Source organism: Mycobacterium sp. SP-6446, assembly GCF_001954045.1.
Lineage (GTDB): Bacteria > Actinomycetota > Actinomycetes > Mycobacteriales > Mycobacteriaceae > Mycobacterium.
Genome location: NZ_MBEM01000010.1, coordinates 1 through 14,314, shown reverse-complemented (window position 1 = coordinate 14,314; position 14,314 = coordinate 1). Strand labels below are relative to the sequence as shown.

Genomic DNA, 14,314 nt, shown 5'->3' with positions numbered 1-14,314 from the left:
ACCCCGGTGTGGTCGCCGCGCCCGCGGACCCGCCAGGCCCGCCGCCGTTGGTGGCGCCTCCGCCGCCTCCGCCGCCCGGCGATCCGCTCGCGCCCCCGCCGCCCAACCCGCTGGCTCCGCCGCCGCCGTTCGCGCAACCCGCGGCCGCAGCCGCCGGGCAGGACCCGACGCCGTTCACCGGCACCGCGCCGTTCGGGCCTCCGAAGATCCTGCCCGCCGGCGGCTCGACGGTGGGGGTCGGTCAGCCGATCATCATCAACTTCCCCGGACGGGTCGACGACGCCGGCGCGGCGATCAACGCCGTGCACGTGTCGTCCGTCCCACCGGTCCCCGGCAAGTTCTACTGGATGACGCCCACTCAGCTGCGGTGGCGCCCGCTGAGCTTCTGGCCCGCACACACCGCCGTGACCGTCGACGCGGGCGGCACGGTGTCGACCTTCCACACCGGTGACACGCTGATCGCCACCGCCGACGACGCCACGCACCAGTTGACCGTGACCCGCAACGGCACAGTGGAGAAGACCATCCCGATGTCGATGGGCATGACGTCCGGCAACCACCAAACTCCCAACGGCACGTACTACGTGCAGGAGAAGATGCCGTCGGTGGTGATGGATTCGTCGACCTACGGGGTCCCGGTCAACTCGACGTACGGCTACAAGGTGACCGTCGAACTCGCCGTCCGGTTCGACAACGTTGGCGACTTCGTGCATAGCGCCCCCTGGTCGGTGGACGACCAGGGCAAGCGCGACGTCAGCCACGGCTGCATCAACATCAGCCCCGCCAACGCGAGGTGGTTCTTCGACAACTTCGGCGCCGGTGACCCGATCATCGTGAAGAACTCGAGCGGCGGCGACTACAAAAAGAACGACGGCTCCGCCGACTGGATGAACTAACTGCTCGCGGGGCTGGACCGAGCAGTCCCCCTCTGGGGGAGTGCCCCAGCTCGCGGGGCTTCCGTTTGCCCGGCGGTTATGTATAGCATCATACATATGCGAAGCCCCCGCGAGCGGATGGTTGTCTCCGCCGCGCTGTTGATCAGGGAACGCGGCGCGCACGCCACCGCGATCTCCGACGTCCTCGAGCACAGCGGGGCGCCCCGCGGCTCGGCCTATCACTACTTCCCGGGCGGGCGGACCCAACTGCTCTGCGAGGCGGTCGATTTCGCCGGCGAGCATGTCGTAGCCCTCATCAGCCAGCCGGACAGCAGCAGCGAATTATTGGACACGCTGATCGACACGTATCGACGCCAGCTGCTCGACAGCGATTTCCGCGCCGGATGCCCGATCGTCGCCGTCTCGGTCGAAGCCGGTGACGAGCAGGACCGCGACCGCATGGCGCCGGTGGTCGAGCGCGCCGCCGCGGTGTTCGACCGCTGGAACGACCTGATAGCGCAGCGCTTCATCAGCGACGGCATTGCGCCGGACCGCGCCCGCGACCTGGCGATGACGGCGACGGCCGCGCTCGAGGGTGCGATCGTGCTGGCCCGCGTGCGCCGCGACCTGACACCGCTTGATGCCGTGCACCGCCAGCTGCGCAACCTGCTGGTGGCCGAGGGCGCCGAGACCTAGAGAAGGGAACCCGCAGTGACCGCCAACAAGACCGGTGAATGGAAGCCCACCGCATGCATTCTCTGCGAATGCAACTGCGGCATCGTCGTGCAGGTCGAGGACCGCACATTGGCGCGCATCCGCGGCGACAAGGAGCATCCCGGGTCGCAGGGCTACACCTGCAACAAGGCGCTGCGACTGGATCATTACCAGAACAACCGCGCTCGCCTGACGTCTCCGATGCGTCGCCGTCCCGACGGAACCTTCGAGGAGATCGACTGGGACACAGCCATTGTCGAGATCGCCGAGGGGTTCAAGCACATCCGCGATACCTACGGCGGTGACAAGATCTTCTATTACGGCGGCGGCGGGCAGGGCAACCACCTGGGCGGCGCCTATAGCGGCGCGTTCCTGAAGGCGCTGGGGTCGCGGTATCGGTCAAATGCGTTGGCGCAGGAGAAGACCGGTGAAGCGTGGGTCGACGCGCAGCTGTACGGCGGTCACACGCGAGGCGAGTTCGAGCACGCCGAGGTGTCGGTGTTCGTCGGCAAGAACCCCTGGATGTCACAGAGCTTTCCCCGGGCCCGGGTGGTGCTCAACGAGATCGCCAAAGACCCGAACCGGTCGATGATCGTGATCGATCCCGTGCTCACCGACACCGCGAAGATGTCCGACTTCCACCTGCGGGTGCGGCCCGGCACCGATGCGTGGTGCCTGGCCGCCCTGGCCGGCGTCCTGGTCCAGGAAAACCTTTGCGACGAAGCGTTTCTCGCGGAACACGTGCGCGGAGTCGAGGCCGTGCGGAGCGCGCTGCGCGAGGTCCCGGTCGCCGACTACGCTCAGCGCTGCGGGGTGGACGAGGAGCTGCTTCGGGCGGCCGCGCGCCGCATCGCGGCCGCGGACAGCGTCGCCGTGTTCGAGGACCTCGGCATCCAGCAGGGGCCCAACAGCACGCTGTGCTCCTATCTGAACAAGATGCTGTGGATCCTCACCGGCAATTTCGCGAAAAAGGGTGGCCAGCACCTGCATTCGTCGTTCGCACCCCTGTTCAGCACGGTCTCGGGCCGCACTCCCGTCACCGGCGCACCCATCATTGCCGGACTGATCCCGGCCAATGCGGTGCCCGAAGAGATTTTGACCGATCACCCGGACCGATTCCGGGCGATGATCGTCGAAAGCGGAAACCCCGCCCACTCGCTGGCCGACTCGGCCGCGTGCCGGGAGGCATTCCAGAGCCTGGAGCTGATGGTGGTCGTCGACGTCGCGATGACCGAGACCGCCAGGCTGGCCCACTACGTGCTGCCCGCGGCCTCCCAGTTCGAAAAGCCCGAGGCCACGTTCTTCAATTTCGAGTTCCCGCACAACGGCTTTCAGTTGCGCCGGCCGCTGCTCGAGCCCTTGCCGGGCACTCTGCCCGAACCGGAGATCTGGGCGCGCCTGGTGCGGGCGCTCGGCGTCGTCGACGAGGCGGACCTGCGCCCCCTGCGCGAGGCCGCGCAGCGCGGGCGCCAGGCCTACACCGAGACGTTCCTCGGCGCGATGGCCACCAACCCGACCGTGGCGAAGTTGCTTCCGTATGTGCTTTACGAGACCCTCGGGCCGACGCTGCCGGAGGGACTGGCCGGCGCGGCCGCGCTGTGGGGGCTGGCCCAGAAGACCGCGATGACCTATCCCGACGCGGTGCGTCGCGCCGGCCATGCCGACGGCAACGCGCTGTTCGACGCCATCCTCGACAGCCCGTCGGGAATCACGTTCACCGTCCACAACTACGAGGACGACTTCGAGCTGATCGGCCACGCCGATCACAAGATCGCCCTGGAAATCCCCGAAATGCTGGCCGATTTGGTGGCATTGACCGCGGCACCGCCGCGGCTGACCACGCCGGAGTTCCCCATCGTGCTCTCGGTGGGCGAGCGGCGCGCCTACACCGCCAACGACATCTTCCGCGACCCGTCCTGGCGCAAACGCGACGCCGACGGGGCGTTACGGGTTAGCGTGGAGGACGCCCAGGCCCTAGGGCTCGTCGACGGCGGCCGGGCCCGGGTCAGCACGGCCGCCGGCAACGCGGAGGCCACCATCGAAATCGCCGAGACCATGCTGCCCGGACATGCGGCCCTGCCCAACGGTTTCGGCCTCGACTACATCGACGACGACGGGCACACGGTCGTTCCCGGCATCGCGCCCAACATGCTCACGTCCACGCGATGGCGTGACAGCTACGCCGGCACGCCGTGGCACAAGCATGTGCCCGCCAGGATCGAGGCGATGGCGGGGGTCAGTTCCAGATCCTGACCCGACGTTGCGGTTCCAGGAACAACGCGTCGTCCTCGGTCACGTCGAAGGCGTCGTAGAACGCGTCCACGTTGCGGATGACGCCGTTGCACCGGAACTCCGGCGGGGAGTGCGGATCCACCGCTAGGCGCCGAATCGCTTCCGCCTCACGGGATTTGGTCCGCCACACCTGCGCCCAGCCGTAGAACACCCGCTGCACGCCGGTCAGGCCGTCGATGACCGGAGCGGGCCGTCCGTTCAGCGACAGCTGGTAAGCGAGCAGCGCGATCGACAGCCCACCAAGGTCGCCGATGTTCTCGCCGACGGTGAAGGCGCCGTTCACGTGGTGGCCGCCGTCGAGTCCCCTCGGCGTGTACGCCTCGTATTGCTCGATGAGCGCCTTGGTGCGGGCACCGAACTCGGCGCGGTCGTCGTCGGTCCACCAATCGATGAGATTGCCGTCGCCGTCGTACTTGGCGCCCTGATCGTCGAAACCGTGGCCGATCTCGTGCCCGATCACCGCGCCGATCCCGCCGTAGTTGGCGGCATCGTCGGCCCTGGCGTCGAAGAATGGGGGCTGCAAAATCGCTGCGGGAAAGACGATTTCGTTCATGCCGGGGTTGTAGTAGGCATTGACGGTCTGCGGCGTCATGAACCATTCGTCCCGGTCCACCGGACCGCCCAGCTTCGCCAGCTCGCGGTCATGGTTGACGGCGTAGCCGCGCTGGTAGTTGCCGTAGAGGTCGTCGCGGTCGATCACCAGCTTGGAGTAGTCGCGCCACTTCGCCGGGTAGCCGACCTTGGCGGTGAACTTGTCCAGCTTGGCCAGCGCGCGCTCGCGGGTCTGCGGCGTCATCCAGTCCAGCTCGCTGATGCTGATCCGGTACGCCTCTTGCAGGTTTTTCACCAGCGCGTCGATGCGTGCCTTCGCGTCCGGCGGGAAATGCCGCTGCACGTAAAGCTTTCCGACCGCATCGCCCATCAGGCCCTCGACCAGCGACACCGCCCGCTTCCAGCGGTCTCGGATCTGTTCGGCGCCGGTCAGCAGGCGGCCGTAGAAGTCGAAGTCCGCGGCGACGATGGCGTCGGTCAGCCAGGCCGCCCGGGCGCGGATCAACCGCCACCGCGCCCAGCGCTTCCAGTCGTCGAGTTCTTCGCCATGCCAGAGAGCGGCGAATGCGGTGAGGTAATCAGGTTGGCGCACAACAAGTTCCGCGAAGGCCTCTGGCGTGCCGCCCAGCGCCGTCACCCAGCCGACCCAATCGAAGCCCGGCCCCTCGGTCTGTAGCTCGGTGAAGGTGCGCAGGTTGTAGGTGAGGTCGGCGTCGCGACGCTTGACCACATCCCAGTGTGCGGCGGCAAGTTTGGTCTCCAGCGCCACGATCCGGGCCGCGGTCTCGGCGTGGTCGGCCGCATCACCGCCGTACACCAGCCCGAACATCCGCGCGATGTGTCCCGGGTAGGCGGCCAGTACCGCGGCGTGCTGCTCGTCGCGGTAGTAGGACTCGTCGGGCAATCCGAGGCCGGATTGGTTGACGTGCACCAGGTATCGAGTCGAGTCTTTTGCATCGGTATCCACATACAGCCCAACCCCGCCACCGACCCCGGTGCGCTGCAGGGCGCCGAGGGCGGCGGCCAACGCCGCGGCGTCGGCGGCGTCGTCGATGATGGCCAGCTCGTCGAGTAGTGGCCGGGTTCCCCGCCGTTCGACGGCCTCCTCGTCGAGGAAGCTGGCGTAGAGGTCGCCGATGCGTTGTGCATCGGTGCCGAGCGGCGCGCCGCCTCGGCTCGCTTCGACGATCAGGTCGCGCACCTGCTCCTCGGCTTGGTCGAAGAGCAGGCGGAAAGCGCCGTCGGTCGCGCGGTCGGCAGGTATGTCGTATTCGGCCAGCCAGCGGCCGTTGACGTGGCCGAACAGATCGTCCTGGGGGCGGGCATTCTCGTCGACATAGCTCAGGTCGATGCCCGAGCGGATGGCCTCTACTGTCACCCCGCCATCCTTCCATCTCTTTTCGGGTGCAACGATCGGCCCATGTCCGACGCCGAGGAGACCGAAGCACCCGACGACGATTCCGTCGAGGAACCCGCGGCGGACGGGATGTTTTCTCCGTACGGCATCGCGTCGACCGTGATCGGCCTGCTGTCGGTGGCCGCGGTGGTACTCGGCGCGCTCATCTGGAACGCACACCGTGACGAGGTGGGCGAACGCAGCTACCTGAGCCGCGTCATGCAGACGGCCGCCGACTGGACCGGCGTGCTGATCAACATGAACACGAAGAACATCGACACCAGCCTGCAGAAGCTGCACGACGGCACGGTCGGTGAGCTCAATACCGACTTCGACGCGGCCATGCAGCCCTACCGGCAGGTGGTGGAAAAGCTGCAGTCGCAGAGCAGCGGCCGGATCGAAGCCGTTGCGATCGAAACGGTGCGCCACGACCTGGATCCCCAGCCCGGTGCCCCCAAGCCGGTAGTGCCCACCAAGTTGCCGCCGTTCGCCAGCCGCGCCGACTCGGTGATGCTGGCCGCCACGTCGGTCAGCGAGAACGTCGGCGCCAAACCCCAGACGGTGCACTGGAATTTGCGGCTCGAGGTGTCCGATGTGGACGGCAAGCTGATGATTTCCGGGCTGGAGTCGATCCGATGAGGAATCTCTGGCGGCTCTTGGTTTTCGACATCGTGGCCCCGCTGGTCGCAATCGGCGCGTTGCTGATGATCGGCGTCATCCTGGGCTGGCCGCTGTGGTGGGTGTCGGCATGCTCGGTGCTGCTGGTGTTGATCGCCGAGGGCATCGGCGTCAACTTCTGGCTGCTGCGACGCGATTCGGTGAGCGTCGGCACCGACGACGACGCCCCCGGGCTGCGGCTGGCCGTCGTGTTGTTGTGCGCGGCCGCGCTGACGGCGGCCGTGCTGACCGGATACACGCACTGGACGACGTCGGATCGCGAGTTCAAGAAGGACTCGCGGCAGGCGGTGCAGGTCGCCGCGGGGATGGCGGAGGCGATGGCGTCGTTCACCCCGAGCGCGCCGACGAGTTCCATCGATCGGGCCGCGGCGATGATGGTGCCCGAGCAGGCCGGCGCGTTCAAGGAGCAATACAAAAAGACCAGCGCCGATCTGGCTCAGCGCAACGTGACCGCACAGGCCTCGACGCTGGCGGCCGGAGTCGAGGCCATCGGCCCGACGGCTGCCAGCGTGGCGGTGATCCTTCGGGTCACCCAGAACACGCCCGGGCAGCCGCCCAGCCGGGCCGCGCCCGCACTGCGGGTGGCGCTGATCAAGCGCGACGGCAATTGGCTGGTGTCCGACGTGGTGCCGGTCAACGGCCGCTGATCAGTTGGATTCGGCGGATCGGGTCGATTTCACCTTGACGAACCGGTCCGACAGGCGACGAATGCGGATCATCAGCGAGGCCGACGGGGACTCGCTGCCCTCGAGATAGGCGGCCAGATCCTCGGGCTCCACCCCGATGCGGGAGGCGAATTCCTGTTCTGCCAGCCCCGACCGGTCGATCAGCAGACGCACGTGGCGGGCCACCTCGGTGCGTTCGTTGGCCTCGAGGTGGGCGCGGGCGCGCTCGAGGACCTCCCACAACGCCTTGGAGATGCCATACGGGCGGGTGCCCTCGAGGACTTCCTCGACCTGACGGGCCGTGCGCCCGTACGGATCGCGCTTGAGCGCGCCGGCGATGCGCTTCCACGTGTCGATGTCCCCGCCCTGCAGCGCAGAGCGAATGGCCGAGGTCGGCCAGAACTCCACCGCCTGCTCGGAATCACCGCCGGGCTTGGGCTGTTCAGGGGCCGGCCGCTGAGATGGCGGCGTGGGGCGTCGGTCGGCTGCCAACGTCACCTCGCCTCCTCCAGCATCGCGACGGCCACCGACAGACAGCGCTGCCGGACCTCTTCCCAGTCCGCCTTGGCGTCTGGTTCGGTCCACTGCTCATCGAAATCGGACGGATGCGGATCTGCGAGCCGACGGACCAACTGGGTGGCAATCCATTGCTGCCTCGGTGGTTGACAACAGTAATACCTGTCGATTCCGGCCAGGACCAGCGCGGCGGTTTCGGCTTCCAGCGTGTCCACCATGTCAGCAAATTCGGCGTAGTCGCGGCTGCTGTTACGGCACATGATCAGGTAGCCCTTGAGGCGCAGCGCCTCCGCACCGGTGGGGACCAGCAACCGGTCCCCGGTGGGCAATTGCACGTTGGTGGTCTCCACCGGGCTGCGCCGTGCGTAGCGAGGTGCCTCGCCCGCGTCGGCGTCGAGGTCGGTCTCCAGCGCGTCGATGGCGACCGAAAGCCGTCCCCGCCACAGCGTTACCGGATGAACCGGCCGGTCACCCCCGGCGATCGCCCGGGCGATGCCGTTGCGTGACGCCAGTCCACCGACCAGCTTCTTGGCCCCCAAGGGGCCGTTGGAATTGCCGTTCGTGCCGGCCGTCGAATCGGCCGAGACCATCCCCGCGGCATCGTCGCAGATGTCGACCTGGGGGGGGATCTGGCCGGGGCCCCGGCCGCGGCTGTCCTGTTCGGGACCGGGTTCCGTCGCCTTGCCGTTGCGCCCGCACCCGGTGAAGGCCAGCGGGTCGGCCACGCAGATGGCGTCGGGCGCCAAGTGCTTCAGTTTCGCCGACGACTTGAGGACCATCCGCAGGTCCGCGCTGGGCGCAGTCAACGCCGAGATGTCGTCGGGGATGACCACGATGTCACTCAGGTCGACCTCTGGCAGCGGCCTGTCGAAGTCCACCGACGGCAGGACGCGGGACAGCCACCGGGGCAGCCACCAGTTCCACTGGGCGAACATCGCCATCAGCGCGGGCACCAGGACCAGCCGGACGATGGTGGCGTCCACCGCGATCGCGACGGCGCACGCCACACCGATCTCGGCCACCAGCGGCATGCCCGCGAACGCGAAGCCGATGAACACCGCGATCATGATCAGCGCGGCGCTGGTGATCGTGCGCGCGCTGGTGCTCACGCCGTACGCCACCGCGTCGCGGGTGTTTCCGGTGCGCAGGAAGCGTTCCCGGATGCGGGTGAGCAGGAAGATCTCGTAGTCCATCGACAACCCGAAGGTCATCGCCAGCACCAGCGGGGGAACCGTGCTGTCGATCGAGCTGATGTGGCTGAACCCGAGGTCGGACAGCCAGCCCCACTGGAACACCATCACCAGGCTGCCGTAGGCGGCGGCGACGGACAGCAGCGTCATCAGCACGCCCTTGAGCGCCAAGAACACCGAGTGGATCGAGACGAGCAGCATCACGAACGCGATGAGCGCGACGAAGAGCAGCACCACGGGCTCGGTCGCCGACACGCGGTCATCGAAATCCTTGATCAACGCGGTCGGACCACCGACGTCCACCCGCGCCGCCCCCTGCTCCTTGGGCAGCTGCGCGCGCATCCAGTCGACGGTGTGCCGCGCGCTCATGTCCTCGGGATCGACCGACAACACCGCGGACAGCAACGCGCTGTTGTTGTCGTCGGCGAACTGCGGCGGCGCCACCGATATGACCTTTGGCGCCTGCGCCATTCGTTGCCGGATCGCGGCGAGCGCCTGGCCGTGTTCGGGTGCGGAGGCGCTGCCGTCGGGAAATGTGACGAGCACCTGAACCGGGCCGAGCGCGCCGGGTCCGAGCGCTTCGGATGCCGCGCCCACCCCGGCGCGGATCTCGTGGGAATAGTCGAATTGGCGCAGCAGGCTATTGCCCAGCACCATCGATGTCGCCGGTGCCGCCATGACCAGCAGGACGGCCGAGGCCGCCAGCGCCGACATCCACGGCCGGCGCATGACCCAGCCGACCCAGCGGTTCCAGAACCGCGATTGCGTGCTCTCCGGCCGCCGCGACCAGTGCAGCAGGGCCGAGCGCTTGGCGGCCGAACGGCCGAAGGTCGCCAGCACCGCCGGCGTCAGGGTCGCCGACGTCAGCATTGCCACCGCAACGGCGAGGATCGCCCCGCTGGCCATCGACTTCAGCGCCGGGGTGTTGATCAGGTAGATGCCGGTGAGCGACGCGATCACCGTCATCCCCGACAACACCACCGCCAGCCCGGAGGTGGCCATCGCGGCATCGACGGCTTCGCGCGGCTGACGGCCGGTACGCAGCTCCTCGCGGAAGCGCATCAAAATGAACAGCGAGTAGTCCACGGCAAGCGCGATGCCGAACATGGACACCGTCGACGTCACGAACACCGACATGGTCGTGTACGCGGACAACAGGTAGACCAGGCCCATCGTGACGACGACCGTGCAGACGCCCAGGGCCAACGGAATCGCCGCTGCCGCAAGCGAACCGAACACCGCGAGCAAGACGATAAGAATGATCGGCAGGTTCCACTGTTCGGCCTTGGCGATGTCGTGTTTGGTGTTTGCCGCCGCGGCGGCGCTGAGCGCGCCCTGCCCGATGACGTAGAGCCGCACCCGGCCGTTCGCGGTCTGGCCGGACTGGTCGCCATTGATGCCCACCTTTTGGCGCAACTGCTTGGCGATGTCGCTGGTGCCGGAGTTGCGCGAATCCAGCCGCAGCGACACCGCATACGGCCGGTCGGGTTGCGGCGGCCGCTGGGTGGGGTTGGGCACCTCCGTGACGCCGGGGAACTCACCGGCGATCTGTCGCAGCTGCGCGACCGCGTCGTTGATGTCTTGGTAGCTGGCGTCCGGGCGCGGGGCGGCGACCAGGGCCAGGGATGACGCCCCCTGCTCGTGATACTGCTCCTCGAGCTGATCGTGGACCGCCAGCGACTGGGAGCCGGCCACCTCGAAACCGCCGCCGGTGAGATTTCCCGACTGCGTCAGGGCCAGATAGACCGCCGGCACCAACGCCAGCAACCAGCCTGTGAAGACCAACCAGCGGTGCCTGCGCAGGCTGCGGCTTAGGCGCATCATGAACTGCTGGATTTCGGTCTCCCCGGTCTGCTCGCGTAATGCGTGAGGGCGAGAATACCGCAGGAGGCTGTGGAGCACGGCCGCTTATCTGGTTCCTGAGCTGCGCAGACACCGAAGTTGCCAAGACGCTGCGAAGCCGTTGTGAATCGGTGATCAACGGGGATGTCGGTCACATCGACTGGCAGCCCCGGTACCGGGGATGGCAGGATGTCGCATGCCGCGCGGAGGTCGGGGAACTCCGCGGCGAAATCGGCCCCTCTATCGCAGCGGTTTGCGACGCGTCAGAAATCGCGAGACCTCGCAAACTCAAAGGAGTTATCCATGAGGACAGCAACCGCGACCGGACGCCGCAGGATCGTGGCAGTGGTGCTCGCGGCCGCCGCGCCGTGCGCCGCGGCCGCGGTTGTGGCGGGGCCGCCGGCGACCGGTGCCAGCGACCCGTGCGCGGCCAGTGAAGTCGCGCGGACGATCGGTTCGGTCTCCAAGTCGATGGGCGACTACCTGGACGCGCATCCCGAGACGAACCAGGCGATGACCACGATGCTGCAGCAGCAGGCCGGCCCGCAATCGCTGGACTCGATGAAGTCCTACCTCCAGGCCAACCCCAAGGTCGCCCTTGACATGACGTCCATCGCGCAGCCGCTCACCAACGTCTCGACCCAGTGCAAGCTGCCGATCACGCTCCCGCAGGCGATGGGCCTCATGCAGCAGGCCCAGGGTGCGACGGGTGGGCCACCCGCCGCGACGGGACCGGTCCCGCCCGCGCCGGGCGGCGCCCTGCTGCCGGGCGTCACGATAGGCACCCCGAGCGGACCGGTGGGTGTTCCGCCGCGGGCGAACAACGTCGGCTGAGGGGTCGGCTAGGCGCCGCTTTCCGGATCTCGATCGGGCGGCGGCAGCGGTCCCTGCAGGGCCGTCTCCGTCGGGTCGGCGGCGGGGTCGCCGGGGTGCCGCACGACGGGTAGCGGCCCGGTGATCGGTTCGTCGTCGTCCGAGTCTGCGATGTTTTCGGTGCGGAACATGAAGAAGAACACCACCCAGCCGACCGCGGCGATGAGCAACCAGCTGATCAACCGGTAGATCAGCATCGCCGAGATGGCACTGGGCAGCGACATGCCGCTGGACACCAGGCCCGGCACCAGCACCGCCTCGACGACCAGCAGCCCGCCCGGCATCAGCGGGATCGTGCCGACCGCGCGGGCGGCCGCGTAGGCGACAGTCAGGCCGGCCACCGATGCGTGGTCGCCCGCCGCATACGCGGCGAAGCCGAGGCAGGCGACGTCGGCGATCCAGTTGAACAGTGACCAGCCGAAGGCCACGCCCAAGTCGCGGCGGCCCAGGCTCACCGATTCGAGCTGCATGAGCGTCGCGCGCCACTTCTCCAGACCGGAGTCGGCCGGCCGCCCCCGAATGGAGTTGACCCACGACAAGACCCGGCTGCCGATGCCGTCGATCAGCTCCGGCCGCGACGCCACCGCCTGGGCGAGCAGCAGCAACGCGACGAAGCCGCCGAGCGTGAACAGCAGCGAGAACGGGTTGTTCTTCGCGCCGAGCAGGAACGCGCCGCCGAGGCCGAGTAGCGCCAGCCCCACGGCCTGCAGCACACCCGACATCACCAGCTGCCACGACGCCACCACCGTCGAGGCGCCCCAGAGCCGCTGCTGACGGAACAGGAAGGTGGCCGACAGCACCGGCCCGCCGGGCAGCGTGGTGCTCAGCGAGTTGGCGGCGTAGAACGCGGCCTCCGACCGCAGTTGTTTGACGTGAACTCCGGCGGATTTCAGCAGCGTCCGCTGGATCTGGGCGAAGCTGTGCATCGACGCGGCGGCCGCTGCCACCGCGGCGAGCAGCCACCACCAGTTGGCCTCGTAGACGCTCGTCCAGGCTTTGGCCAGCTGGTCCCATCCGAGTGCGATCTCGACGGCTAGCACGACCGCGACGATGGAGAGCACCAGCCAGCGCAGCCACCAGTACTTCCCGCGCGCGGTGTCTTGGCGTGGGAAGTCGACCTTGCGGGCGGGTGCGTCCGGCGACACGTGCATCAGGGTAACCGTGCAGGTGGCGCCACAATCGAGGCGAAGCTCCGAACGTGTCAGGGTCGTTCTAGGGCCGTAACCGGATCGTGCCGCCCGGGTGGTCCGGGCCCGACCCGCGGACGCGTGCGGCGGCGTTTGGCGAAGGCCCCCGGTGGATAGGCTGGCCAAATGCCAGCAAACCCTGACGACGCCGCGGTCGAACCGCTTGTCCGCAAGGCCGCGGCCTGGTCTTGGCGCTTGCTCGTCATCCTGGCCGCGGTGGTCGCCCTGCTGTGGGTCGTGAAAAAGCTCGAAATCATCGTCGTCCCGGTGTTGCTGGCTTTGATGATCAGCGCGTTGCTGGTGCCGGCGGTCGACTGGCTGGACCGGCGTGGGCTGCCGCGGGGTGGCGCGGTGGCGCTGGTCTTGCTGGGCGGCTTCGCGATCCTGGGCGGCATCCTGTCGTTCGTCATCATCCAGTTCATCTACGGGCTGCCCGACCTGACCAAGCAGGTGGAGCGCAGCATCGACTCCACCCGCAGGTGGCTGATCGAAGGGCCCGCGCATCTGCGCGGCGAGCAGATCGACAACGCGGGAAACGCCGCGATCCAGGCGCTGCACAACAATCAGTCCAAGCTGACCAGCGGCGCCCTGTCCACGGCCGCCACTGTCACCGAGCTGGTCACCGCGGCGGTGTTGGTGCTGTTCACGCTGATTTTCTTCCTCTACGGCGGCCGCAACATCTGGCAGTACGTGATCAAGATCTTCCCGGCCGACGCCCGTCAGCGGGTAATGGCGGCCGGCCGCGCCGGATACGGGTCGTTGATCGGCTACGTGCGGGCCACGTTCCTGGTGGCGCTGACCGACGCAGCCGGCGTGGGCACAGGGTTGGCGATCATGGGCATCCCGCTCGCGCTGCCGCTGGCGTCGATCGTTTTCCTGGGCGCGTTCATCCCGCTGATCGGTGCGTTGGTCTCGGGCCTGCTGGCCGTGGTGGTCGCCCTGCTGGCCAAGGGGATCGTCTACGCGCTAATCACCCTGGGTTTGCTGATTGCGGTCAACCAACTCGAAGCCCATTTGCTGCAGCCGCTGGTGATGGGTCGCGCGGTGTCCATTCATCCGCTGGCGGTGGTGCTGGCCATCTCGACCGGCGGCGTGCTCGCGGGAATCGTCGGCGCTCTGCTGGCGGTGCCGACGGTCGCGTTCCTCAACAACGCGATGCAGGTGCTGCTCGCGCCCGATCCATCCGCCGAGGCCGAGAGGCAGACCGAGGAGGACGAGGACGGGGGCATCGTCCAGGCGGAGCCGGACAGCGCCGACGAACAGTCGGCCTGAGGGCCGAGGTTCTACAGCCGGCCTTCGCGGCGCAGCAGATCCTGCGCGGACAGACCGCCGCCGCCGCGGCGGCGCGGGCGCGAGTTGTCGCCATTGTCGCCCGGCTCGCCGGGATCGCCCTGTCCGCGGGCGTTCAGCTTCTCGGTGGCCGCATCGGAATCGTCGGCCTCCGGCCGCCTGACCGGGGGCCCGACACCTGCAGAACCGCATCGGGCTGGGCGAGATCGACCTGCCCGACGAGCGCAAGCGGCCCACCGTCGAA

At 68.2% G+C, this 14,314-nt stretch carries 12 protein-coding genes; 7 read left to right on the top strand and 5 right to left on the bottom strand.

Annotation, left to right across the window (positions count from 1 at the left end; translation table 11 throughout):
* From A5736_RS01225 to A5736_RS01215, 3 genes are all read left to right on the top strand, one after another.
* On the top strand, positions 1–896 hold an 896-nt coding region (locus tag A5736_RS01225; protein WP_305800062.1), incomplete at its 5' end, for a L,D-transpeptidase.
* Positions 897–992: 96 nt separating this feature from the next.
* Positions 993–1,571, top strand: coding sequence for a TetR/AcrR family transcriptional regulator (locus A5736_RS01220; protein WP_076244066.1), 579 nt, complete (start codon positions 993–995; stop codon positions 1,569–1,571).
* A gap of 15 nt (positions 1,572–1,586) precedes the next feature.
* A complete protein-coding gene (locus A5736_RS01215) occupies positions 1,587–3,842 on the top strand; it encodes a molybdopterin-dependent oxidoreductase (protein ID WP_076244065.1) in 2,256 nt (751 codons plus the stop codon).
* Here the strand turns inward: A5736_RS01215 and A5736_RS01210 are convergent.
* Positions 3,826–5,811, bottom strand: coding sequence for a M13 family metallopeptidase (locus A5736_RS01210; protein ID WP_076244063.1), 1,986 nt, complete (start codon positions 5,809–5,811; stop codon positions 3,826–3,828). The genes A5736_RS01215 and A5736_RS01210 overlap by 17 nt on opposite strands.
* 42 nt (positions 5,812–5,853) lie before the next feature.
* Here A5736_RS01210 and A5736_RS01205 point away from each other — a divergent pair, with 42 nt between their 5' ends.
* Positions 5,854–6,468, top strand: coding sequence for a hypothetical protein (locus A5736_RS01205; protein ID WP_076244061.1), 615 nt, complete (start codon positions 5,854–5,856; stop codon positions 6,466–6,468).
* A complete protein-coding gene (locus A5736_RS01200) occupies positions 6,465–7,154 on the top strand; it encodes a hypothetical protein (RefSeq protein WP_076244060.1) in 690 nt (229 codons plus the stop codon). Before A5736_RS01205 ends, A5736_RS01200 begins: the two co-directional genes overlap by 4 nt.
* On the opposite strand, the gene A5736_RS01195 is transcribed toward A5736_RS01200, so the two are convergent.
* Positions 7,155–7,670, bottom strand: a complete 516-nt coding sequence (locus A5736_RS01195) for a transcriptional regulator (RefSeq protein ID WP_076128349.1) — start codon at positions 7,668–7,670, stop codon at positions 7,155–7,157.
* Positions 7,667–10,702: an efflux RND transporter permease subunit gene (locus A5736_RS01190; protein WP_076244069.1), complete on the bottom strand. Its 3,036-nt coding sequence runs from the start codon at positions 10,700–10,702 to the stop codon at positions 7,667–7,669. The genes A5736_RS01195 and A5736_RS01190 overlap by 4 nt, the downstream gene beginning before the upstream one ends.
* Before the next feature lie 321 nt (positions 10,703–11,023).
* Between A5736_RS01190 and A5736_RS01185 the strand changes: the two genes are divergently transcribed.
* Positions 11,024–11,554 carry a hemophore gene (locus A5736_RS01185; RefSeq protein ID WP_076244058.1) on the top strand — a complete coding sequence of 177 codons (531 nt, stop codon included), beginning with the start codon at positions 11,024–11,026 and terminating at the stop codon, positions 11,552–11,554.
* 8 nt (positions 11,555–11,562) lie between these two features.
* Here A5736_RS01185 and A5736_RS01180 read toward each other — a convergent pair whose 3' ends face one another.
* The gene (locus A5736_RS01180; RefSeq protein WP_076244068.1) at positions 11,563–12,738 is read right to left on the bottom strand and encodes a YbhN family protein; all 1,176 of its coding nucleotides are present in this window, start codon (positions 12,736–12,738) and stop codon (positions 11,563–11,565) included.
* A gap of 168 nt (positions 12,739–12,906) precedes the next feature.
* Here A5736_RS01180 and A5736_RS01175 point away from each other — a divergent pair, with 168 nt between their 5' ends.
* On the top strand, positions 12,907–14,052 hold the full coding sequence (locus tag A5736_RS01175; protein ID WP_076244056.1) for an AI-2E family transporter: 1,146 nt from the start codon (positions 12,907–12,909) through the stop codon (positions 14,050–14,052).
* 11 nt (positions 14,053–14,063) lie between these two features.
* Here A5736_RS01175 and A5736_RS26515 read toward each other — a convergent pair.
* On the bottom strand, positions 14,064–14,314 hold a 251-nt coding region (locus A5736_RS26515; protein ID WP_139333051.1), incomplete at its 5' end, for a hypothetical protein.

Coding starts and splice junctions, on each gene's coding strand:
- A5736_RS01220 (WP_076244066.1), top strand. CDS start 993: ATGCGAAGCCCCCGCGAGCGGATGGTTGTCTCCGCCGCGCTGTTGATC.
- A5736_RS01200 (WP_076244060.1), top strand. CDS start 6,465: ATGAGGAATCTCTGGCGGCTCTTGGTTTTCGACATCGTGGCCCCGCTG.
- A5736_RS01175 (WP_076244056.1), top strand. CDS start 12,907: ATGCCAGCAAACCCTGACGACGCCGCGGTCGAACCGCTTGTCCGCAAG.
- A5736_RS01185 (WP_076244058.1), top strand. CDS start 11,024: ATGAGGACAGCAACCGCGACCGGACGCCGCAGGATCGTGGCAGTGGTG.
- A5736_RS01205 (WP_076244061.1), top strand. CDS start 5,854: ATGTCCGACGCCGAGGAGACCGAAGCACCCGACGACGATTCCGTCGAG.
- A5736_RS01190 (WP_076244069.1), bottom strand. CDS start 10,702: ATGATGCGCCTAAGCCGCAGCCTGCGCAGGCACCGCTGGTTGGTCTTC.